21 protein-coding genes and 1 pseudogene are annotated in these 22487 nt (G+C 34.3%); 14 read left to right on the top strand and 8 right to left on the bottom strand.

Features of this window, described 5'->3' with window-relative positions; translation table 11 throughout:
• Positions 1–49: 49 nt before the first annotated feature.
• On the top strand, positions 50–181 hold the full coding sequence (locus BUB42_RS16830; protein WP_262987407.1) for a hypothetical protein: 132 nt from the start codon (positions 50–52) through the stop codon (positions 179–181).
• Here BUB42_RS16830 and folE read toward each other — a convergent pair.
• Together folE and BUB42_RS13200 are read right to left on the bottom strand one after the other, a co-directional pair.
• A complete protein-coding gene (folE, locus tag BUB42_RS13205) occupies positions 178–849 on the bottom strand; it encodes a GTP cyclohydrolase I FolE (protein ID WP_073021205.1) in 672 nt (223 codons plus the stop codon). The two genes, BUB42_RS16830 and folE, sit on opposite strands and share 4 nt — an antisense overlap.
• Before the next feature lie 285 nt (positions 850–1134).
• Positions 1135–2340 carry a pyridoxal phosphate-dependent aminotransferase gene (locus tag BUB42_RS13200; RefSeq protein ID WP_073021203.1) on the bottom strand — a complete coding sequence of 402 codons (1206 nt, stop codon included), beginning with the start codon at positions 2338–2340 and terminating at the stop codon, positions 1135–1137.
• A 127-nt stretch (positions 2341–2467) separates the two neighbouring features.
• On the opposite strand from BUB42_RS13200, the gene BUB42_RS13195 reads away from it, so the two are divergent.
• Positions 2468–3796: an aspartyl protease family protein gene (locus tag BUB42_RS13195; protein ID WP_073021201.1), complete on the top strand. Its 1329-nt coding sequence runs from the start codon at positions 2468–2470 to the stop codon at positions 3794–3796.
• 51 nt (positions 3797–3847) lie between these two features.
• Here the strand turns inward: BUB42_RS13195 and BUB42_RS13190 are convergent, their stop codons facing one another.
• Complete coding sequence (locus tag BUB42_RS13190) at positions 3848–4234, bottom strand: DUF1573 domain-containing protein (protein ID WP_073021199.1); 387 nt, start codon at positions 4232–4234, stop codon at positions 3848–3850.
• A 159-nt stretch (positions 4235–4393) separates the two neighbouring features.
• Here BUB42_RS13190 and BUB42_RS13185 point away from each other — a divergent pair, with 159 nt between their 5' ends.
• The 10 genes from BUB42_RS13185 to BUB42_RS13140 all read left to right on the top strand — a co-directional run bounded on the left by BUB42_RS13185 (position 4394) and on the right by BUB42_RS13140 (position 17507).
• Positions 4394–7099, top strand: coding sequence for a valine--tRNA ligase (locus tag BUB42_RS13185; protein WP_073021197.1), 2706 nt, complete (start codon positions 4394–4396; stop codon positions 7097–7099).
• 178 nt (positions 7100–7277) lie between these two features.
• Positions 7278–9446 (top strand): cbb3-type cytochrome c oxidase subunit I, encoded by a 2169-nt coding sequence (locus tag BUB42_RS13180; RefSeq protein WP_073021195.1) that lies wholly within the window; start codon positions 7278–7280, stop codon positions 9444–9446.
• Between the two features lie 5 nt (positions 9447–9451).
• Complete coding sequence (locus tag BUB42_RS13175) at positions 9452–10465, top strand: cytochrome c (RefSeq protein ID WP_073021194.1); 1014 nt, start codon at positions 9452–9454, stop codon at positions 10463–10465.
• A gap of 5 nt (positions 10466–10470) precedes the next feature.
• Complete coding sequence (locus BUB42_RS13170) at positions 10471–10731, top strand: hypothetical protein (RefSeq protein WP_066082542.1); 261 nt, start codon at positions 10471–10473, stop codon at positions 10729–10731.
• Position 10732: 1 nt separating this feature from the next.
• On the top strand, positions 10733–11131 hold the full coding sequence (locus BUB42_RS13165; RefSeq protein WP_066082540.1) for a cytochrome C: 399 nt from the start codon (positions 10733–10735) through the stop codon (positions 11129–11131).
• A gap of 4 nt (positions 11132–11135) precedes the next feature.
• Positions 11136–12002 (top strand): helix-turn-helix domain-containing protein, encoded by an 867-nt coding sequence (locus BUB42_RS13160; protein ID WP_073021192.1) that lies wholly within the window; start codon positions 11136–11138, stop codon positions 12000–12002.
• Positions 12003–12504: 502 nt separating this feature from the next.
• Positions 12505–13857, top strand: a complete 1353-nt coding sequence (locus BUB42_RS13155; protein WP_073021190.1) for a cytochrome ubiquinol oxidase subunit I — start codon at positions 12505–12507, stop codon at positions 13855–13857.
• Positions 13858–13877: 20 nt separating this feature from the next.
• Positions 13878–14915 (top strand): cytochrome d ubiquinol oxidase subunit II, encoded by a 1038-nt coding sequence (gene cydB, locus BUB42_RS13150; RefSeq protein WP_073021188.1) that lies wholly within the window; start codon positions 13878–13880, stop codon positions 14913–14915.
• A gap of 146 nt (positions 14916–15061) precedes the next feature.
• Entirely contained in the window at positions 15062–15364 is a 303-nt protein-coding gene (locus BUB42_RS13145; RefSeq protein WP_139257386.1) for a hypothetical protein, read from the top strand.
• 46 nt (positions 15365–15410) lie between these two features.
• Positions 15411–17507 carry a TonB-dependent receptor domain-containing protein gene (locus BUB42_RS13140; protein ID WP_073021185.1) on the top strand — a complete coding sequence of 699 codons (2097 nt, stop codon included), beginning with the start codon at positions 15411–15413 and terminating at the stop codon, positions 17505–17507.
• Positions 17508–17526: 19 nt separating this feature from the next.
• Here the strand turns inward: BUB42_RS13140 and BUB42_RS13135 are convergent, their stop codons facing one another.
• The 5 genes from BUB42_RS13135 to BUB42_RS13115 are packed head-to-tail and all read right to left on the bottom strand — an operon-like array spanning position 17527 to position 20210.
• A complete protein-coding gene (locus BUB42_RS13135) occupies positions 17527–17991 on the bottom strand; it encodes a methyltransferase family protein (RefSeq protein WP_073021183.1) in 465 nt (154 codons plus the stop codon).
• Positions 17988–18587, bottom strand: coding sequence for a class I SAM-dependent methyltransferase (locus BUB42_RS13130; RefSeq protein WP_073021181.1), 600 nt, complete (start codon positions 18585–18587; stop codon positions 17988–17990). Before BUB42_RS13130 ends, BUB42_RS13135 begins: the two co-directional genes overlap by 4 nt.
• On the bottom strand, positions 18584–18790 hold the full coding sequence (locus BUB42_RS13125) for a DUF6132 family protein (protein WP_073021179.1): 207 nt from the start codon (positions 18788–18790) through the stop codon (positions 18584–18586). The genes BUB42_RS13130 and BUB42_RS13125 overlap by 4 nt, the downstream gene beginning before the upstream one ends.
• Before the next feature lies 1 nt (position 18791).
• Positions 18792–19169 carry a rhodanese-like domain-containing protein gene (locus BUB42_RS13120; protein ID WP_073021177.1) on the bottom strand — a complete coding sequence of 126 codons (378 nt, stop codon included), beginning with the start codon at positions 19167–19169 and terminating at the stop codon, positions 18792–18794.
• Positions 19170–19172: 3 nt separating this feature from the next.
• Positions 19173–20210 carry a c-type heme family protein gene (locus BUB42_RS13115; protein WP_244533934.1) on the bottom strand — a complete coding sequence of 346 codons (1038 nt, stop codon included), beginning with the start codon at positions 20208–20210 and terminating at the stop codon, positions 19173–19175.
• A gap of 157 nt (positions 20211–20367) precedes the next feature.
• On the opposite strand from BUB42_RS13115, the pseudogene BUB42_RS13110 reads away from it, so the two are divergent.
• Positions 20368–21011 (top strand): annotated as a pseudogene (locus tag BUB42_RS13110) (peroxiredoxin).
• A gap of 225 nt (positions 21012–21236) precedes the next feature.
• The gene (locus BUB42_RS13105) at positions 21237–22376 is read left to right on the top strand and encodes an MBL fold metallo-hydrolase (RefSeq protein ID WP_244533933.1); all 1140 of its coding nucleotides are present in this window, start codon (positions 21237–21239) and stop codon (positions 22374–22376) included.
• The last annotated feature ends 111 nt before the right edge of the window (positions 22377–22487 follow it).

Below are 22487 nucleotides of genomic sequence, written 5' to 3'. Positions count from 1 at the left end.
GAATTTGTTTTTTCGAGCTTTATCCTGCTTTACGTTTCAATCTTTTTTTATGTCCAAAAAAGGACAAAAAAAAGGATTTCCACTGCAATCAGGGCTAGGATCTTACGATACGGAAGAAATTTATTTTATTATTCAATATCCCTCTTATTCCCCAGCCGCGGCGGGAGTTAGAGGAATTTAGAACTTTGTTTCCATTTTAATATAATCTAAAAATTCTCTTCTAGATTGAGGATCTTTAAATTTCCCACCAAATTCTGAAGTCACAGTGCTGCTTTCAATGTCGCTGATTCCTCTAGAATTCACGCAAAGATGTTTAGCATCAATCACACAAGCTACGTCTTCTGTACCAAGTGCTATTTGCAATTCTTGGACAATTTGCATAGTCAAACGTTCCTGTACTTGAGGTCTTTTAGCATAATATTCAACAATACGGTTCATTTTTGACAAGCCAATAACTCTTCCATTGCTAATATACGCTACATGCGCTCTTCCAATAATAGGTAATAAATGATGTTCACAAGTAGAATATACGATGATATTTTTCTCCACTAACATTTCACCGTACTTGTAGTTATTGTCAAAAGTAGATGCTTTTGGTTTTTTATTTGGGTTTAAACCGCCAAATATTTCCTTCACAAACATTTTTGCCACACGATTAGGCGTGCCTTTTAAACTATCGTCAGTCAAATCCATTCCAAGAGTTAATAGAATGTTCTCAACATCTTTCTTTATTTTTTCAATTTTTTCATCATCAGAAATTGCGAAAGCATCATCTCTTATTGGGTTTTTCGCGGACAAACTAAAATGATTGTCTCCTATTTCGTCTTGAAATTCTTCTTTCTTTATCATTAAAAGCAACTATTATATTAGGTGTATTTATTTGAGGCGTAAAGGTAAATAATAAAAAGTAAAGAATTTCTATAGGTGATACTATTTAATGATAAAGGAATTTACACTTTGAAACCAAATTTAATTTTATAGCTTGTAAATTCAAGTTTAATTTAGGCCACAAAATAATTCTTTTTAGTTTTTCTAAAAATCGTATTTAAAAGTAAAGGCAATAACACTGCTGCTATTGCCTTTACTTTTAAATAAATATAATGATGATTTCGAAAAATCAGGTTTATATTTTAATTACACGTTCGCAAGAACTGAATTATAAACAGGAATAGCTGCTTTTAAAATACGCACCGCGCTAATCAAATCTTCTTTTTTTAGTACGTAAGCAATTCTCACTTGGTTCAAGCCCATTCCAGCAGTGGAGTAGAAGCCAGCCGCAGGAGCTACCATTACAGTTTCTCCATTTAGATCATAACTTTCTAAAAGCCATTGCGCAAAAGCATCAGCATTATCAACAGGAAGTTGTGCAATACAATAAAAAGCACCTTTAGGTTTACTTACAATTACGCCTTCAATTTTATTTAATTCGTCAACAAGAGTATCTCTGCGCTCTCTATATTCTGAAATTACTTCGTCAAAATAACTTTGAGGCGTATCTAGTGCAGCTTCACTGGCAATTTGTTCAATAGTAGGTGGGCTTAGTCTAGCTTGCGCAAATTTCATAGCCGTAGCCATTAATTCCTTATTTTTAGAAACAATACAACCGATACGAGCGCCACACATGCTGTACCTTTTTGATACAGAATCAATCATAATGGCGTACTCTTCAAGTCCAGTAATATTCATCACCGAATAATGAACATCACCGTCATAAGTAAATTCACGATAAACTTCATCAGAAATCAAAAACAAATCATGTTTTTTAACTAAATCGGCAAGTTGCAGGATCTCTTCTTTCGAATATAAGTAACCAGTTGGATTTCCTGGATTGCAAATTAAGATTGCTTTAGTTTTTTCAGTGATTAGTTTTTCAAAATCTGCGATTGCTGGTAACGCAAAACCACTTTCTATCGTGGAAATTACAGGAACCACCACAGCTCCAGAAGCGGTTGAAAAGCCGTTATAATTTGCATAAAATGGTTCTGGAATAATAATTTCATCGCCTTGGTCCATGATACTTCCCATAGCAAACATTAAAGCTTCTGATCCGCCAGTAGTAACTATAATATCTTCAACGTTTACAGGAATACCCTGATTGCTGTAATGAGATGCTAATTTTTTACGGTAACTTTCATTTCCAGCAGAGTGGCTGTATTCTAAAATCGTTAAATCAATATTTTTAACGGCATTCATAGCCACTTCAGGAGTTTTTATATCTGGTTGACCAATGTTCAAATGATATACTTTATTTCCTTTTTTCTTAGCTATTTCCGAGTAAGGAACCAATTTTCTAATTGGCGATTCAGGCATTAATTTTCCCTTGTTTGAGATTGTTGGCATAATATAAATTATTGAATTGCAAATTTGCGAATTTTTTTTCGGATTTATAACAAAAAAATGGTGTATAAACTGTTAAATCTATATTCGAAATTGGATTAATTTGTTATTTTTAGCTAAATTATTAACTATGTTCAAAGCAGTATTTTTTATCTTCATTTCAATATTTTCATTGCCTGCATTTTCTCAACTTGGATTTCAGTTTGACAAGGGCATTAATAAAACCAAATTCCATTTTAAGCTGATTAATAATTTAATTTTTGTGCCAATTAAAGTGAATGGAATCGAATTAAATTTCTTATTAGACACTGGCGTTTCTGAAACTATTTTATTTAGTTTGGAAGATAAAAAAGAAGTTCGCTTTTTTAATACTGAAAAAGTCATTCTAAGAGGTTTAGGTAATGAAACAGCTGTTGAAGGCCTGAAATCTACAAATAATAATTTGGAATTTAGTGGTTTAAAAAGGAGCGATCACATGCTATACATCGTTTTAGACCCTGAGTTTAATTTATCTTCACACATTGGTATTCCCGTTAATGGTATTATTGGTTATCAGTTTTTTAGGGATAATTTAGTTGAAATTAATTATCGAAAAAAAAGAATTACTGTTTATAAAGACAACATAAAAGTCAGAGAAAAGATTGAAGAGAAATTTACTAAAATCCCAATGTCTGTTGAAAAATCAAAACCTTACCTAAATAGTAAAGTGACCCTGAATGATAAAGAAATTCCGGTAAAATTATTAGTAGATATTGGTAACAGTGATGCAGTTTGGTTATTTGAAAATCGCTCCGAATTTATAAAAGTGCCACTGAAAAATTTTGATGATTTTTTAGGTAAAGGCTTTAGTGGTGATATTTATGGAAAGCGTGCAAGAATACAAAAATTGCAAATGGGAGAATTTAATTTTAGTGACCTTGTAGCTGCGTTTCCAGATTCTATTTCAACAAAAAGTGTTACAATGGTTGCAGACCGAATGGGATCAGTGGGAGGTGAAATAATGAAGAGATTTAACGTTGTATTTGATTATCAACATCAGCAATTATATTTAAAAAAGAATAGTAATTATTCGGCGGCTTTTGGATACAATCGAAGCGGTGTCGACATTCAACATAACGGTTTGCAGTGGGTTCAAGAAACAGTGCCAATGCAAACAGTTTCTATGGGATCTGGTTCAGGAGGAACAACTGCATACAACATAAAATCAAATTTTAAATACAAATTTAATCTAAAACCGGTTTACGAAATTGCAAATGTTAGAAAAAACTCTTCAGCGGCAAAAGCAGGTCTTCGTGAAGGTGATATCATTATTACTATTGATAATGTGACCACCCATAGATATTCATTGCAAGATGTCAATGCATTTTTTAGGTCAGAGAATGAAAAATGGATCACTTTAGAAATAGAAAGAGAAAGTCAAATCTTAAAGTTTGCATTTAAACTTGATGATATATTATAAAAAAATGCTTTTGAAGTAACTCAAAAGCATTTTTATATTTTAAAATAGGTGTTAATTGGATACTACTTCCCCTTTTATCTTTAAGGCAACTCGTCCGCCGTCATAATTTACGGCATTTGATTCTACAGTTATAGTTTTTCGTATTGGACCTAAAGCCATGTTGTATTTTATTGTAATTTTCCCTGTTTTCCCTGGCATTATTGGTTCTTCTGGTTTGGTAGGAACCGCACAGCCACAGGTTGAAAGAACATTTGTGATAACGAGCGGGGCGTTTCCTGTGTTAGTAAAAACGAAGTCACGGGTACCGTTTTCAGTTGTATTTACTGTTCCAAAATCAATTGTATTATCCTTTGCAGTGAATACAATTTTAGGGCCGCTTTGAGCAAAACCAAATGTACTAACTAGCGCAAATGCAAATAAAAGTATAGCTTTTTTCATATTTATTTGTTTAAAATCATTTAGTAAAATTAGTTTCTTTTATTTAATGTACAAATTTTTATTTCCCTTTTAATAGTGTATATAATTATTTACTTTTGCTGCCATCTCAATTACAAACATCAGACCAGTTACGTTTTTTGGTCTTAACAGTTGCTTTATATGACTATCCCCGCTCAATTTGACGCTAAAACCATAGAAAATAAATGGTATGATTACTGGATGAAAAATAACTATTTCCATTCAGAGCCAGATCACAGAACGCCTTATACCATTGTGATTCCCCCGCCTAATGTTACGGGAGTTTTACACATGGGACACATGCTAAATAACACGATTCAAGATGTTTTGATAAGAAGAGCGCGACTGAAAGGGTTTAACGCTTGTTGGGTTCCTGGAACAGATCATGCTTCGATTGCTACTGAAGCTAAAGTGGTTGCCAAATTAAAAGCCAAGGGTATCAACAAAAATGATTTAACGCGTGAAGAATTTTTAGCTCACGCTTGGGAATGGACTGATAAATATGGTGGTGTAATTCTAGACCAATTAAAAAAGATAGGTGCTTCGTGCGATTGGGAACGTACAAAATTCACGATGGATCCTGAAATGTCAGCTTCTGTGATTAAATCATTTGTGGATTTATACAATAAAGGACTCATTTATAGAGGATTCCGAATGGTAAACTGGGATCCCGAAGCCAAAACAACTTTGTCTGACGAGGAAGTTATCTATGAAGAACAACAAGGGAAATTATACTTTATAAAATACAAAATCCTCTCCCCTCCCGATAGCTATCGGGATTCCAAAGGAGAGGGAGCCGTTGCCGATAGCTCTCATCCTTCGGAGGGGTTGGGGGAGGAATACCTCACTATAGCAACCACGCGTCCGGAAACTATTTTTGGAGATACCGCTATTTGTATAAATCCTAATGATGAGCGGTTTGCACATTTAAAAGGTAAAAAAGCGATTGTTCCTATTTGCGGAAGAGTAATTCCAATTATCGAAGATGAATATGTAGACGTTGAATTTGGAACCGGTTGCCTAAAAGTGACTCCTGCTCACGATATTAACGACAAAGCTTTAGGCGAAAAACACCATCTCGAAATTGTTGATATTTTTAATGAGGACGCTACTTTAAATAGTTTTGGATTGCATTATCAAGGAAAAGATCGTTTTGTAGTTCGTGCCGAAATTGCGAAAGAATTAGAAACTATGGGAGCTCTTGCAAAAACCGAAATTTACTTGAATAAAGTGGGAACTTCTGAACGAACAAAAGCGGTTATTGAACCTCGCTTGTCTGATCAATGGTTTTTGAAAATGGAAGATTTGGTAAAGCCAGCCATTCAATCTGTTTTAGTTGATGGCGACATTAAATTGCATCCAGCACGATTCAATAATACATACGCACACTGGTTAAACAATATTCGCGACTGGAATATTTCGCGTCAATTGTGGTGGGGACAACAAATCCCAGCTTATTTTTATGGTGATGGAAAAGAAGATTTTGTAGTTGCTGAAAACATAAATGATGCTCTGGCTTTAGCCAAAGAAAAGACCAAGAACCATGGACTAAGTACTGCGGACTTAACTCAAGATGTGGATGCTCTTGATACTTGGTTTTCTTCTTGGTTGTGGCCGATGTCTGTTTTTGGTGGAATTATGGATCCAGAAAGTGAGGATTTTAAATATTATTATCCTACGAATGATTTGGTTACAGGTCCGGATATTTTGTTTTTTTGGGTGGCTAGAATGATTATTGCCGGTTATGAATACACAGGCAAAAAACCATTTACAAATGTGTATTTGACTGGTTTGGTTCGTGACAAACAGCGACGTAAAATGTCTAAATCACTAGGAAATTCTCCTGATCCATTGGATTTAATTGAAAAATTTGGTGCCGATGGAGTTCGAGTAGGCTTGTTATTGAGCGCTTCTGCAGGAAATGACATTATGTTTGACGAAGAATTGTGCAATCAAGGAAAAGCATTTACTAACAAAATTTGGAATGCGTTTAAACTAATAAAAGGTTGGGAAGTTTCAGTTACTATTCCGCAACCAGAATCGTCAAAAGTGGCGATTGAGTGGTACGAAGCTAAACTTCAACAAACACTTTTAGAGATAGAAGATAATTTTGAAAAGTATAGAATTTCCGATGCTTTAATGGCAATTTATAAACTAGTTTGGGATGATTTCTGTTCTTGGTTTCTCGAAATGATTAAACCGGGTTACCAGCAACCAATTGACAGCGTAACTTTTGCGAAGGCGATAGAAATGTTAGAAAACAATATGAAATTACTTCATCCATTTATGCCATTTTTGACAGAGGAAATTTGGCAAATTCTTGCTGAAAGAAATGTTGAAGAGGCCTTAATTGTTTCTACTTGGCCAGAAATAAAACCTTTTAATGCTGGTTTAATTTTAGATTTTGATAACATAATTGACGTAATTTCAGGAATTAGAACTATTCGTAAGGACAAGAATATTCCCTTCAAAGACGCAATCGAATTGAAAGTGATCAATAATGATAAAACTTCGAAGTACTTCGATTCGGTTGTAACCAAATTAGGAAACATCTCTACACTAGAATATGTTTCAGAGAAAGTAGATGGAGCTTTGTCCTACCGTGTGAACTCAAACGAATATTTTATTCCAATAACAGGAAGCATTGACGTTGAAGCAGAGGTCGCTAAATTGACTGCGGAGCTAATTTATACTCAAGGTTTTTTAAAATCAGTTCAAAGCAAACTGGCGAATGAGAAATTTGTGGCAGGTGCTCCAGAGAAAGTTTTGGTAAACGAAAGACAAAAAGAAGCTGATTCATTAGCGAAGATTTTAACAATCGAACAGAGTCTAGCTGGATTGAAGTAGATTTTTGATTTTTAAAATAGAAAATCCCGATGCTGATTCGTTCAGGATTGGGATTTTTTTGTTTTATACAAGAGTTAAATATCACTTACAGTAAATAGTACCATCATTACTGCTTTTATAACCATAGAGCGATGAGCTTCTATTTTTATTTTTACGTCATGTTTTAAAACAGTATAATATGATATTCCAAATGATAAACCGTTTATCCAAATCTAAGCTGAAGCTTCTTATTTTAACTCTTCTTATATTTTTACAACCTTTTTTCGCTGTCGCTCAAAACGACACCGATATTAGTTTTTTTCCTAACAAATCCATAGAATTCATAGACTTGCTCGTCACGGTCGTTTTAATCACTGTTGCTTCTATTGTTGTTTTATTGTTAAAGCTTATTTCCAACACTAATAAGACCGCAAACGACCAAACTGAACATAAAAAAAGTAAGTTTAAAGAATATATTAGTAATCTTAATGCTAATGAAATTGAGCTTATAAAAAGAAAAAGAATCAAAAATAATAATGGGCTTTCTCTTGTAATTTTAGGATTACTTTATTTAGTACCACAAATTATTTTTGCCCAAACTGGGCCTGCAAAAAGAGAAGATATCTTCTCTGAGCCTGGAATTGTAATTACTTTAGTATTGATTTTTATTCCGCTATTTTTTGCTTTGCTTTATTTAGTTTCAAAAGTGACTACTAGCTTTAGAAATTACCACAATTTTCAAAAACTGAAAGAAGCAGAAGCATTTGCTGCATTTATTTCCGATGACGAAAATATGCCCAGTAATACAGAATTAGAAGAAATCAAACAAAAATCAACTTATGAAGTAGTTCCTAACGAAATTTCTGCTGGAAAAGTATCCCATGATTCTAAAGGGTTACTGAAAAATATTACTTCTGAAACTAATTACCGATTTTTTGCTACAAAAAGACCTCCTATAAAAAGACCGAAAATTGACCCTGCATTGACAAAGCTTGTTTTATGGTTTTTAGGAACAGCTGTTTTCTGGCTTTTTGTAGGTAGTTCTGTTGGAGAATACGTCGGAATTAAATTTATAGTCCCCGATGCTGATACCTATAGTTGGTTAAGTATTGGACGACTTCGAGCCGTTCATACTAATTTAGTTTTTTGGGCTTGGGCAACTATAGGAATTATGGGATTGGGTTATTATATAGTTCCTATGGTCAGTAACGCCCCTTTGAATAGTATTAAAAATGGTTGGACAGCACTTATTTGTGTAAATTTTGCGATGTTTGTAGGAGCTATTACCATTATGGTAGGAATCAATAACGGCGGTGGCGAATACCGCGAAATCATCTGGCCTATTATGGCAATCTGGGCTGTTGGATTACTTCTTACTGTGATTAATTTTATAAAAACAATTGCCAAACGAACTACGACCGAAATTTATATTTCCAATTGGTTCATCGTTGCTTCGTATATATTTATTTTAATAGTTGCCTTTATTGCTTATATCCCAATGGGACAAGATGGAATTGGTGAAACTATTGTGCAAGGTTATTATATGCATCAAGCAGTAGGAATGTGGTTTATGTTTTCTATGTTGGGTGTACTGTATTATTTATTGCCGCAACAATTGAACAAACCCATTTATTCCTACAGTTTAGGAGTTTTAGCTTTTTGGTCGCAAATTTTATTTTATACGGTTATTGGTACACATCATTTCGTCTTTAGTGCTTTGCCTTGGTGGTTGCAAACGGTTGCGATTGTAGGAAGTGTGGGAATGTTAATTCCGGTTGTCGCAGGAACAACCAATTATCTAATGACGTTGAGAGGTTCTTGGAGCAAAGTGAGTAACAGTTATTCATTACCTTTCTTTTTTGTGGGGATTATTTATTATTTTACGGGATCTTTTCAAGGAACGGCCGAAGCCTTTCGTTCTACTAATTTAATTTGGCATTTTACTGATTTTACCATTGCACACTCGCACATTACGATGTACGGAATTATAACGTTCTTACTTTTTGGAGGAATTTACGCCATTGTCCCTCGACTTACAGGAAAAGAACCGCCTCAATTGGGTGTTGGAGCGCATTTCTGGTTGGCATTGATTGGATTGCAATTTTACACAATCCCATTGATGATTGGTGGAACTTTAAAAGGATTAATGTGGGCTGAAGGCGCTCCATTTATTGATAGTGTGGTTATGATGGGTCCGTATTGGTTGTGGAGGGCTATCGGAGGAACTTTAATGTGGCTTTCGCATATTGTATTGGTTTATAATATGTATAAAATGATGCAACCCACCGTGGATGTTGATGTTAAGCAAAAAGCATTTGAAATTATCAATCAAAATTTGGAAACAAATTTGGCTGAACCTAAAATTTAATTAAGATGAGTATATTTCACGATCATAAAAAACTATTTACGGCGGCCTCACTTTTATTTGGCACACTCACGCTTTTCGTTGCTGTAATTCCAAGTTTGTACAATCAAAAAAACAGCGTTCCATTGTATGGTGCTATTCCGCTAACGGAAGCTCAAGAAGCGGGAAGACAAATTTATATCAGTAATGGATGTGTAGGCTGTCATACTCAGCAAGTCCGAAATGTGGATATGGATAAAACATGGGGGAAGCGTCCCGGAATTGCTGCCGATTATGCGTTAAGCACTCGGAAAAGTATTTGGCAAAACGCCGGAACTTTAATGGGTACCGAGCGAACAGGTCCCGATTTGACGAATATTGGCGAACGCCAGCCAAGTCAAGATTGGCATTTGGTTCACCTATACAATCCAAGAATTGTTACGCCGCAATCCATTATGGCGCCTTATCCGTGGCTATTTGAAGTCAAAGACAAAGCAGCAAAAGGCGATATCAAAGTTGCAGTTCCTGAAGCTTTTATGAAAGGCCAAAAAGGAATTGTAGTGGCTACACTAGATGGGTTAAATTTAGTTGCCTATTTGCAAAGTTTGAAACAAGTCAAATTACCAGACGGTACGCCTGATCCAAAATTTCTATATAAAAAGGAGAAAAAAGAAGCAATGGCTTCAGCAGCTGGCGTTGAGCCAGAATTGAACGGAAGTGATTTATACGCAGCAAATTGTATGGCGTGTCACCAGCAAAATGGGGAAGGACTTGCGGGCGCATTTCCACCTTTAAAAGGAAGTAAGGTTGTGCTTAATGATGACTCTGAAATTATGGTTGCCATTATCATGAATGGCTACAACGCTCAAGAACAATACGGCGTTATGCCTGCTGTTGGGACAAATGCCGGTCTATCTGCTGAAGAAGTAGCCGCCATTATGAATCACGAGAAAACGAGTTGGGGCAATAATGCCAAGAAAGTGACAGTAGAACAAGTAAAAAAATTAATGGAACTTGCAAAAGCAACTGCACCAGTACAATAAATAGTATGAAAAAATCAATCTTTATAACGCTTTTTAGCCTTTTTTCAATAGGTCTATTTGCTTGTCCTGTATGTGACAAACAGCAACCTAAAATTTTACAAGGTATCGCTCATGGGGCAGGCCCAGACGGTAACGTGGATTATGCAATCGTGATTGGAATGAGTATCATAGTTTTGATAACACTTTTTTATTCAGTGAAATACATTGTTCAACCCAAAGAAACGAACAGCAATCACATTAAACGAACCATCTTAAAATTTGACTAATATGGACAGTAAAACAAAAGTGATTATATTTGTTGATGAGGAGGTTTTGCCGATCGGCGAATTCATAACTCCTGTAAATTTCGATTTGGATACCAGAAAACTAATTGATGGATTACACCATTTAAAAATAGTAAGTAAAGACCCAATTGGCAAAGAAGGGATTAAAATTATTCCATTCATGGTCAGAAACGGGCCTTCAATTACCATTGATGGTTTAGATCCTAATGATGAAGTTGACGGCATTTTGCCTTTAATGATTAATGCTTATGGCAAAGGAAATCAAAAACAGTTTTTAATCGACGGTTCTGAAACGCCAAAAAGTGTTCCCTCCTGGGTTATTGCTGGAATTATCGCTTTTGTTGCTTGGGCTATTTACTATACAATTACTTCTTTAGGATAAAATTATGTGTGAAATAAAAAATATCAAATTTACCGCTATTACCCAAAATAAGTTGAAATTTTCTATTTATAAAACGATTGATTTTCTCCCTTACATGAAAGAATTAGATGTTCCGCACCGTCATAATTATAATATGATTTTGTTAAACGAACGCAATTCAGGTAAGCAACTAGTTGATTTTGAAGAATGTATTATAGAACCTTTTTCTATTACATGTTTGCATTATGGGCAAATTCATCAGTGGCTTGATTACGATAAAATTGAAGGATATATAATTGTATTTGAAAATGATTTCTTTGCACTACGCCATCAAAATTATGAACTTAGTGAGTTTTCATTTTTAACGTATAGGCACAAAATACCTTATGCTAAAGTTTCAAAGGAACAATTTGAAAATGTGAAATCGATTGCGTTATGGATGTTAAAGGAGTTTAGTGGAAAGGGAAATAATTTTGATAAACATTTATATTCACTACTTAATTTAATGTTGCTAGAATTGGACCGCTTATTCGAGCCAAACAACAAAAACACTGAGTTTAGTCAATCACTTCAGCTCATTTATCATTTTGAAGAACTTATTGATAAGTATTTTAGAGAGAAACATTTTGTAAAAGATTATGCTTCAATATTGCATGTACGTCCTAACTATCTTAATGCCGTTTGCAATGAAGTAACGAAGAGTTCAGCAGGGGATTTAATTCGGAATAGAATCATTCTAGAAGCAAAACGATTATTAACCCATGAGAAAAAAACAGCATCGGAGATCGCTTATGAATTAGGATTCACTGATAATTCCTATTTTGGACGATTCTTTAAGAAATATGAAAATAATACTCCTGATGGATTTAAGAAAATGTTTCTTAAAAATTAATCGGAAATTGTTTAAGAAAGCTGTTTTTAGGCCTGTTAAGTAACTTTTATCACATAAAATTTCCTTCTGAAGAAATACCTTTGATAAAAATATAGTCAATGTTTTTCTTTCTTAAAAACCTAGTTTCTTTTAGATCTCCCCGATGCCACAATGGCGAACTTTTCAAATACAAATGGTATAATTTAAGCAAAAACACAAAGATAGTTGACAAATTTTACGTTTGCAAACAGCGAACGGAAATCGAACTTGGTTTTTACCAACGAACTGGTTATGTGAGTTATGGTCTTACTATTGCTTTTTCTATCATCACATTTATTATTTGGAAATTATCCACTGTATACAGTTTTAAAAACATAGAAATCTTGTGGTGGTTTCCCTAAATGTTACTGCTCTAATTCTCTTGCAACCGTGGTTCATGCGATTGTCGCGTGTGATTTGGTTAACACTTTTCTTTCGTGGAGACGACAAACTTCAACACAATTAATTTTAAAATTACAACACAATGGATGTAGAAATTCTTGCTCGAATCCAATTTGCCTTCACTATTGCTTTCCATTATATTTATCCCCCTTTGAGTATTGGTATCGGACTGATTATGGTAATTATGGAAAGCCTTTACATAAAAACAGGTAAAAAAGAATATGAAATTTTAACTCGTTTCTGGATAAAAATATTTGCCCTGACTTTTGGAATTGGCGTTGCAACAGGGATCATTATGGAATTTGAATTCGGTACCAACTGGGCCGTTTATTCTAGATATGTCGGCGATATTTTCGGAAGTGCTTTGGCTGCCGAAGGATTATTCGCTTTTGGTTTAGAAAGTGCTTTTTTAGGTGTACTCCTTTTTGGATGGCACCGCGTAAAGCCTTGGGTGCATTTGGTTTCGACAATTGGTGTGTTCTTGGGTTCTATGTTTTCAGCCGTTTGGATTGTGGTAGCTAATTCTTGGCAACAGACGCCAGCCGGTTATCACATTGTAGGCGAAGGCTTAGCTGCTCGTGCCGAAGTGACTGACTTTTGGGAAATGGTTTTCAATCCGTCAAGCATGGATCGATTGGTACATACTTGGCAAGGCGCTTTATTGGCGGGAGCCTTTTTAGTGTTGAGCGTTCATGCCTATTATTTACGAAAAGGACGGTATGTGGAAATTTCAAAAAAAGCTTTTAAAATTGCCTTGGTCGTCGCTACCGTTTTTTCACTCGGACAATTGGTTTCGGGACACAGTTCTGCAGATGGCGTGGCAGTCAATCAGCCAGCAAAATTGGCCGCATTGGAAGGTCATTTTGAGAAAAATGCTCCCGCAGATTTATATCTTTTTGGTTGGGTCGATAAAGAAAAACAAGAAGTAACGGGACTTGGAATTCCAGGAGGTTTGTCCTTTCTAGTTCATCAAGATTTTGATGCACCAGTAGTTGGATTGAACAGCTTTCCCGAAGTAGACCGACCAGGTCAAATAAATGCAGTTTTTCAATTTTACCACATTATGATTGCCATTGGAATGACTTTAATTGGAATGACTTTATTTGCAAGTTATATGTGGTGGCGTAAAAAATTATTTGAAACCAAATGGTTGTTGTGGATATTTTCTTATGCAGTCATTCTACCGCAAATTGCCAATCAAGTGGGTTGGTTTGCTGCAGAAATGGGTCGACAACCGTGGGTGGTTTATGGACATTTAAGAACGGGCGACGCTTTCTCACAAGAAGTATCAGCCAATCAAATTATGTTCTCCCTAATCATGTTTACCGTTATTTACGCTATTTTATTTGCACTATTTATTTACATGGTCAATAAAAAAATCAAACACGGTCCTTATAATGAACTCAATGAACCCGTAAACTTTCAGTCGTTTTAAAAACTCAAAAATCAATACTCATGGAATATTTTCTAGGAATTGACTATCCTACTTTATGGTATTTGGTCATCGGGCTTTTATTTTCCGGCTATGCCATTTTGGAAGGATTCGACTTTGGTGCGGGAGCTTGGCATTTATTTCTCAAAAAGGATTTAAGTCGTCGGGTTGCAATTAATGCAATCGCTCCCGTTTGGGATGCCAATCAAGTGTGGCTTGTCATTGGCGGTGGCGCTTTATTCGCGGGATTTCCCGTTATGTACGCCACCATGTTGTCTGCAATGTACGTTCCGTTTATGCTATTTTTGATGTTCAATGTAATTCGTGCTGTGGCAATAAAATTTAGAAGCGACGAAGAGATGTTGTGGTGGCGCAAAACTTGGGACATTATTTATAGTGTTTCCAGCATCATGATTGCATTTTTGTTAGGCGTTGTTCTGGGCAATATTTTACAAGGATTTCCTTTAGGGGAAAACCACACGTACCAAGGTGGCGTTTTCTTTTCGTTCCTAAATCCGTATGCTATACTAGTTGGTTTTACTACACTTTCACTTTTTATGACGCAAGGAGCAATTTTTCTTTTGCTAAAAACCGAAGGACGATTGCATGCTCGATTGACTCTTCTACTAAAAAAAGGAATGCTATTTTTCATTATCACATTTGGAATTACAACGCTTTACACGCTGATTTTTATTCCGGAAGTAACCGAAACTTTTAGAAATAATCCGATTTATTTTGGCGTTCCAATTTTGTCCCTTTTGGCTGTAGCCAATGTCCCTCGGTTGGCTTCTAAAAAAAGATACATGTTAGCCTTGGTTTTTTCATCGCTAACCATGGCGTTATTGTTGGGATTGGTAGCTTTACAACTGTATCCTACTTTATTAATTTCTACTATAGATCCTAAATTTAGTGTTACGATTTACAACGCGGCTTCTTCACAGAAATCATTGGGAATTATGCTTACCATCGTTTTAATTGGAACTCCTTTACTTGCCGGATACTTCTTCTTTTTGTATAAAACCTTCAATGGAAAAGTAAAATTAGACGATACGAGTTATTAAATATCCGTTTTAACCTATCTAAAAATTGAACTGCAACGGGTCTGAAACTCGCAGAAAACATCAAAGAAATGCACAAATTAATTCAAAATAGTTTTATCTTTTTAATCCTAATTAGCATTCTATGTTTTAATTTGAGAACAACTATTTTGCAATTTGAATATTCTTTTTTTAATGAAAGTTTCACAGAACAATTTTGCCAGAATAAAGCAAAACCAGAACTTAAATGCAATGGTAAATGTCATTTGAAAAAGATAAATAAGGAACAAAATAATCAAGATTCTTCAAAAAAAATAGTAGCTGGTAATGAAATTTTATTTTTTATTTCATCTTTTAATTACAGCTTTTCTTATTCAACTCCTTCAAAGAAAAAAAAGATTTATTCTAAACAAGATTTATTTCAGTCTAAAATTATTTATCCATTAGATCATCCTCCGCAAAGTTTTGTTTAACATCGCCACAGCTTATTAGCTATAATGTTTAATCAAAATTATCAGAATGAAAAAAATTATTTGTGCCTTAACAATATTAGGCGCTTTAGGGGGTTATGCTCAAGAATCAACTAAAAAAATAGACACAACCAAAGTGACCCTTTTAAATGAAGTAATCGTCACAGGATCAGTAATAAAAAATCCCGCTCAAGTTATCGTTAAACAAGATTTTACCGAAAAAGTAGTGCAACCAAAAAACTCTGGTGAATTATTTGAAGATATCAATGGTTTTCATCTCATAAAAAGAGGGAATTATGCCGTTGACCCTGCTTTTAGAGCTTCTCAATACGAACAGTTAAATGTTCAAATAGATGGAGGAACCAAAGCGTTTCATGCTTGTCCAAATAGAATGGATCCTGTTACGACATTAATAAATCCTGAAGAAATAATCAAAATTGAAATCATAAAAGGCCCTTTTTCAGTTCGATATGGAAACACTTTTGCTGGGCTTATTAATTTAGTTTCGAAATCTCCGGCTAACAATACCAAACTTATTGGCGGAAGCTTCTCCTCTGGTTATGAAAGCAACGGAAATTCAGTGGTCAATATGTTTACTTTAGACAGTAAAATAAAAAAGTTTGACTTTTCTGGAAACTTCAGTTATCGCGATTATGGAAACTATAAAGACGGAAACCAAAACGAAATTCCTTCTTCTTTTAGAAGTATTAGTTACGGCTTAAAAACAGGATATCAAATTTCAGACAACCAACGCGTACAAGCTACTTTTCGTCAAAATTTTGGCAGAGATGTGCTTCATGCAGGTTTACCGATGGATACTGACGAAGACAATAGTGCTCTGGCTAATTTAGATTATAAGTTAGAGAAAAACGGAAATTATTTTAAAGGATTAACTTCTAAGGTTTACTACTCCTATGTAGATCACATTATGAGCAATTCACGAAGAGCTTCTTTTGCAATCTCGCAAGCAGTTTCAAAAGTAAATGCTTTAACTTATGGTGGGAAAATTGAAACTGAATGGAGTTTGGGCTCTAAAGTGAATCTATTTACAGGATTTGACATAGTAAATTTATCCAGAGAAGGTGGAAGAGATCGATTAGTAAAAGTTAATATGATGGGAAATCCACTGCCAGTTCCTGCAGCCTTCTTTGATAGGGTTTGGCAAGATAGTTACTCCAATGACTTTGGTTATTTTGCTGAAACCAAAATTAAAGCTTCTGATAAAGCGTGGGTAACTATTGGTTCTCGTTTGGATTTTATTACTTCTGACGCAAATGATTTAGATCGAACCTACGCTGCTTTATATCCAGATTTAGAAAAGAGAAATGAAACCCTTTACAGTGGAACGGCTTCATATCAATACCTTTTTAATCCCAATTACAAAATGGAAGCTTCTTTTGGTCGAGGAACTAGAGCTGCCAATATTGAGGAACGATATATCGCCTTTTTCAACATTGGAAGAGATCCTTACGAATATGTTGGAAATCCAAATTTAAAACCTGAAGTGAACAATCAATTTGAATTGAGTTTTGATGGAAAAAAGAGTTTAATAGGATTTTTCAATTCGGTTCAATATGGTACCTCAATCTTTTATTCTATTTATGAAAACTACATTTTAGGTGTTGTAGATGGCTCTTTAACTCGAAAATACAATTCAACCTCACTGCCAGTTCACCCAAAAGTTTTTAGAAATATTGACAAGGCGCTAAAGACAGGTTTTGAAGCGTACGGAAACATTAATTTCTATGATAAATTCAATTTTGGAATAGAGGTTTCTTATATCTATACAGAAAATAAAGATTTCAAAGAAAGCCTGCCATTAACTCCGCCATTAGTAACGAGACTAAAATTGAGTTATGAATACAAGAAATTTTGGGCCAAAGCGTTGTACACAATGACAGCCAAACAAAACAAAATTTCGACTAGTTATGATGAAATTATTACCGCAGGCTATGAAGTGATGGATTTAAACATTGGTTACAAACCTACAAAATCAGTCTCTATTGGAATGGGGCTTTTAAATGTGTTTGATCAATACTACAACAACCATTTAACCTTTGCTTTTAACAATGTAGCCGGTTTTGGAAGAGTTCCTATCACCGAACCAGGTCGGAACTTTACGCTATTTGTAAACTATAAATTTTAAAACTCAAAAAAGCCTCAAGTTATTCTTGAGGCTTTTTGATTTTAGGGAAAAATCGGTTTATTTTTTTCTTGTACTCCTTATAGTCAGTAAATTTTTGAAGTAATTGTTGTTCTTCATAATTTGTTTTAAAATAAAATAAGAGGAATAAACTTAAGGAAATTACTAATTTTAACCATGAAACTTTATAAAAGGCATATCCAAAAGTAAACAAGATTAGTCCTGTATAAATGGGATGTCTACTGAATTTGTACATTCCAAAAGTTATTAGCTCGGAATCTGATTTGGGTGTTGGAAAAACAGTTAAATTTTTGTTGAGTTGCAAAACTGAAAGTGCTAAGATAATAAAACCTGTAATCGAAACAATCAGTCCAATATATTTTATAATTTGCGGAAGTTCAAAATGTGGTAAAAAATCGAAAGCATACAATCCAAATAATAGAAACTGTATGCTTACAAATAGATAATCTTTCCAAGATTTTGTCATTTTTTCTTTCCTGTAAATCGAACAACTGATCCTTTACCTTGATGAAAAGGGCCTTCACTTAATTCTATAATTTCTGTTTTTACGAAGTCAAATTCGATGTTTTGAAATTGCTCTGTTACTTCTTCTTCTGAAAAAAGCATTTCAATATTTTTTGGTCCACCGGAAGGATATTGTAACTGCTCTTTACTAAATGCTTCAAAAATTATAACCCCATTTGGTTTTAATAATTGTTCAATTTGTTGGTGAATTGTTGCACGAATGGCCTTTGGAAAATGAGAATAAATAAAGACAACTCCATCAAAGGAAGCTGCTGTAAAATTTAAATTATCCAATATTCCAACTCGATAATCTATTTTTATATTGTTATCATCGGCTAACTTATCTGCCTTCTTTTTACCTTCATTACTAGTGTCAAAAGCAAAAACTTCAAATCCATTTTTTGCTGCAAAAACAGCATTTCGACCTTCACCTTCAGCAGGAAATAATATTTTTCCGTTTTTAGGCAATTTAGAAATCGATTCTACTAAAAATTGATTGGGCTGAATTCCGTAAGCATACTCGTTTTTAGCATATCGTTCATTCCAAAAATCACTCATAATATTTCTTTCTTTTTTGGTGAAGTTACGAACATATTAAATAATAATCCTCCCATAAATCCACCGTACAAGATACTGTTTAAAGGCTTTGAAGTGATGGCACATGTTCCTGATGCACAACCTACAAAATGATAATAAGCGTAGCCCGCAATTAGGCCTACCACTATTCCAACTCCTGTAAAAAAATATTGTTTTTTCGTCATTTTATTTACATTTTGATTCGCCTTTACAACATGCTTTTTCTTCTATCGTAGCTTTGCCTTTTATAGGATATCCTTTTTGAATCCATTTTGCAAGTCCTTTTTTCATGTTAATTAAATTAGTAAAACTATATTCACTTAACACATGGACCACTCTCAAGCTTCGTTCTCCGGTTAAACAAGCCACAGTAACTTTCTCCTCTTTCGGGATTTCGTTTAATCGGTCTTCCAGTTGACTTAACGGTATGTGTAATACATGGGGAACATCAAATGAATACTGATTGAATTCCTTTTCTTCGCGGACGTCGAGTACTAAATAATTACGTTTTATTAACTCTAATGTACTTGTTGGGCAAACTTCTTTTATTTTTAAATCTTCCATAATTTATTTTTTATTAAATATAATACTCCACATTCCTCTTACTTCATTTTCACTATACCCTGTTGCTAAATCTTTTGGATACAACGCTTTTATTTTCAGCTGCACATCTGGTTTAATATTTTCAGCTTTACCATGACATTGTAAACACATTGCATTGGTTGGTATTGGGTAGTAAAAGTGTACTTTGTTGCCTTTTTCTACAATGACTGGTTTAGGGTCCTTATTAGCTGCCAAATCTTCCTTAAATTTCTCGATATAAATCAATTCTTCGGCATTTGCTTGATTGTTTTGATTTCTATTTTTATCAGAAACACGTTTAATTTTTGCATTGTATATTGCAGACATACTATCCGTTAATGGAATGGCCTGAATATTACAAAAAGCCATTGCTTCTATAGTTCCCTTCTTTTGGATAGTTCCCATTAGATTTTTACCTAAAACCTTTTGGGTTCCCAATGCATATTCTAAACCTATATCTGCAAACGTCTTTTCTTTTGCGACAGCAACAAACGTTTTACCAGATTGTTCCCAACCGGTATTTCCGTGACCTTGCCAATGCTCCTTGAACCATGCTGGCGCATCCACTTTATAATCATACATAAATGCGGCAATTTTTACAGCAGCACTATCAGGGAAAGCCTGTTTTGGCATTACACCAAATTTTCTAACTGCTCCATATAGTAACGCATTATCATCTGTAGGATTTGCTACAAATTCAGAAATTGCTTTTATAAATTCGACTCTATTATAGCCTTCTTTGTCAATATAGCGTGCTTTAATAGCAACAAAAGGTGGCGCAATTCTACCTTCCACCTCATCTGCGACTGGACTATGACAAGTATAACAGTGTTTCTCCATTAATTTTTTGGCTTCCTGAGGTTCGTAACCAAAACTTGGTCTTTTATCAATATCTTGATAAGAATGTATATTTTTATTACAAGAGAAAATAAAAATTACCAAAAAAAGTAGAAAGAATTTATTCATAATATGTTCTAATGTTTCTGTAAAACTATTTATTAATAGCCAGAAGTATTGTAACATTTATCACATAAATGTAATTTTCATTCAAATAATTCGCTACATATTACAATAGTATAAATCTATTATAATTAAAAATATAATAATAATAATCTATAAAACGTGACTAATATCACATCCGTTATCCATCAATAAATTTAACATTTAAAATAACAATATTATGGAAGAAAAAGTAATTTCAATGCTAAGAATTGGTGATTTGGCTCCGGATTTTGAAGCGGTAACCACAACAGGAAAAATAAAATTTTCAGACTATAATAAAGGAAGTTGGGTCGTGTTTTTTTCACATCCTGCTGATTTTACTCCAGTTTGCACAACAGAAATGAGTTTGTTTACCCTTGAAAAGTTTTTTTTGCAAAACACAATACAAAATTAATGGGATTAAGTATTGACAGCATCCACTCTCACATTGCATGGGTTAATGCCGTAAATGAAAAAACAGGCGTTTTATTCGAATTTCCTATAGTTGCTGACATTAGTATGGAAGTCTCAAAACTGTACGGAATGCTACAACCAGGCGAAAGCGAAACAGCTGCATTAAGAGCTGTTTTTATTATGGATCCAAAAGGAAAAGTGCGTTTAATAATGTATTATCCTTTAAATGTAGGTAGAAATATGGCAGAGATCAAACGTTCTTTACTTGCTTTACAAACATCCGATGAATACAGTGTGGCTATGCCTCTTGACTGGCAACCTGGCGATAAAGTAATTGTTCCAGCTCCAAAAACAGTTAAAGAATTAGCAGAAAGAAAAAACAGTAATTTGGAAATGGTGGATTGGTATTTAGCTAAAAAATCTATTTAAATATTCTGTGTTAATAATCCTAAAAACCATTCTTTTTAGGATGGTTTTTTTATAAATTAGACTCAATTAATTAAGTAAATATAAAATAATGTATTTTCAACATATATACGATAAAAGTTTAGCTCAAGGAAGTTATTTTATAGGATGTCAAAAGTCAGGTATAGCAGCAGTTATTGATCCAAAAGAGATGTAGATACTTATATAGAGATAGCAAGGGAAAATAACATGCAAATCACGCATATACTCGAAACTCACATACACGCCGATTTTCTTGCAGGTTCAAGAGAATTAGCAAAACTTACAGGCGCTGAATTATATCTATCGGCAGAGGGGGGTAAGGATTGGCAATATGAGTTTCCACATAATAGTTTAAGACATGGCGATATCATAAAATTAGGTAATTTGAAATTAGAAGTTGTATATACTCCAGGACACACTCCTGAAAGTATTAGTTTCTTGCTTACCGATATTCCTGCAACTAATAAGCCGGTTATGTTTTTTACTGGTGACTTTGTCTTTGTGGGAGATGTAGGTCGTCCAGATTTATTGGAAAAAGCCGCTAATGTAGTAAGTACTGCTAATGCTGGTGCTTTACAAATGTTTAAATCAATTCATTTTTTTTCAGAGTTAGCCGATTATATCCAGGTTTGGCCAGGCCATGGTGCCGGTTCTGCCTGTGGTAAAGCATTAGGTTCTATAGCAAGTACGACAGTAGGATACGAAAAAATTAGAAACTGGGCTTTACAATATGAAAATGATAGAGATGGATTTGTAAAATATTTGTTAGAAGATCAACCGGAGCCGCCTAAGTATTTTGCTATGATGAAAAAGTTGAACAAAGTTGACAGACCACTATTAACTGAAGTGCCTGCGCAAAAATTACTTTCCGCTTCAGAATTAAAAATAGCTATTGAAAATGGTGTGAAAGTAATAGACACTAGAAATAAAGCCGACTTTGCAAAAGGATTTATTCCTCAAACTCTCAATATAAGGGGAAATAATTCATTTGCAACTTGGGCAGGGTGGTTCGTGAATTATAATGAAAATTTTATTTTAGTTGTTGAAAACGTAAACCAAGTAGATGACCTGACCCGTAAATTAATGAGAGTTGGGTTAGACAATGTTTTGGGATATGTTGTAGGAACAAAATCGTGGACTGACAAAGGGGAAAAATTAGTAACAGAAACAGTTATTGATCTTAAGAAATTTAAAGAAGTTATGAACGACAGCATTATAATTGATGTGAGAGGTGTTTCGGAATTTAATAAAGCCCACATAAAAGGGGCCAAAAATGTATTTGTAGGTACTATTTATGATCATCTAAATTTAATTCCTAAAGATAAACAAGTTATTATTCATTGTTAAGGTGGAGAGCGCTCTGCAATTGCATATTCTATTTTAGTAAAAGAAGGATATACAAAAATAGCAAATTACGCAGCTGGAATGGATGAGTGGATTAAAGACAATCCTACAATT

Source organism: Flavobacterium micromati, assembly GCF_900129585.1.
Classification (GTDB): domain Bacteria; phylum Bacteroidota; class Bacteroidia; order Flavobacteriales; family Flavobacteriaceae; genus Flavobacterium; species Flavobacterium micromati.
This window is presented reverse-complemented; position numbering and strand designations above follow the sequence as displayed.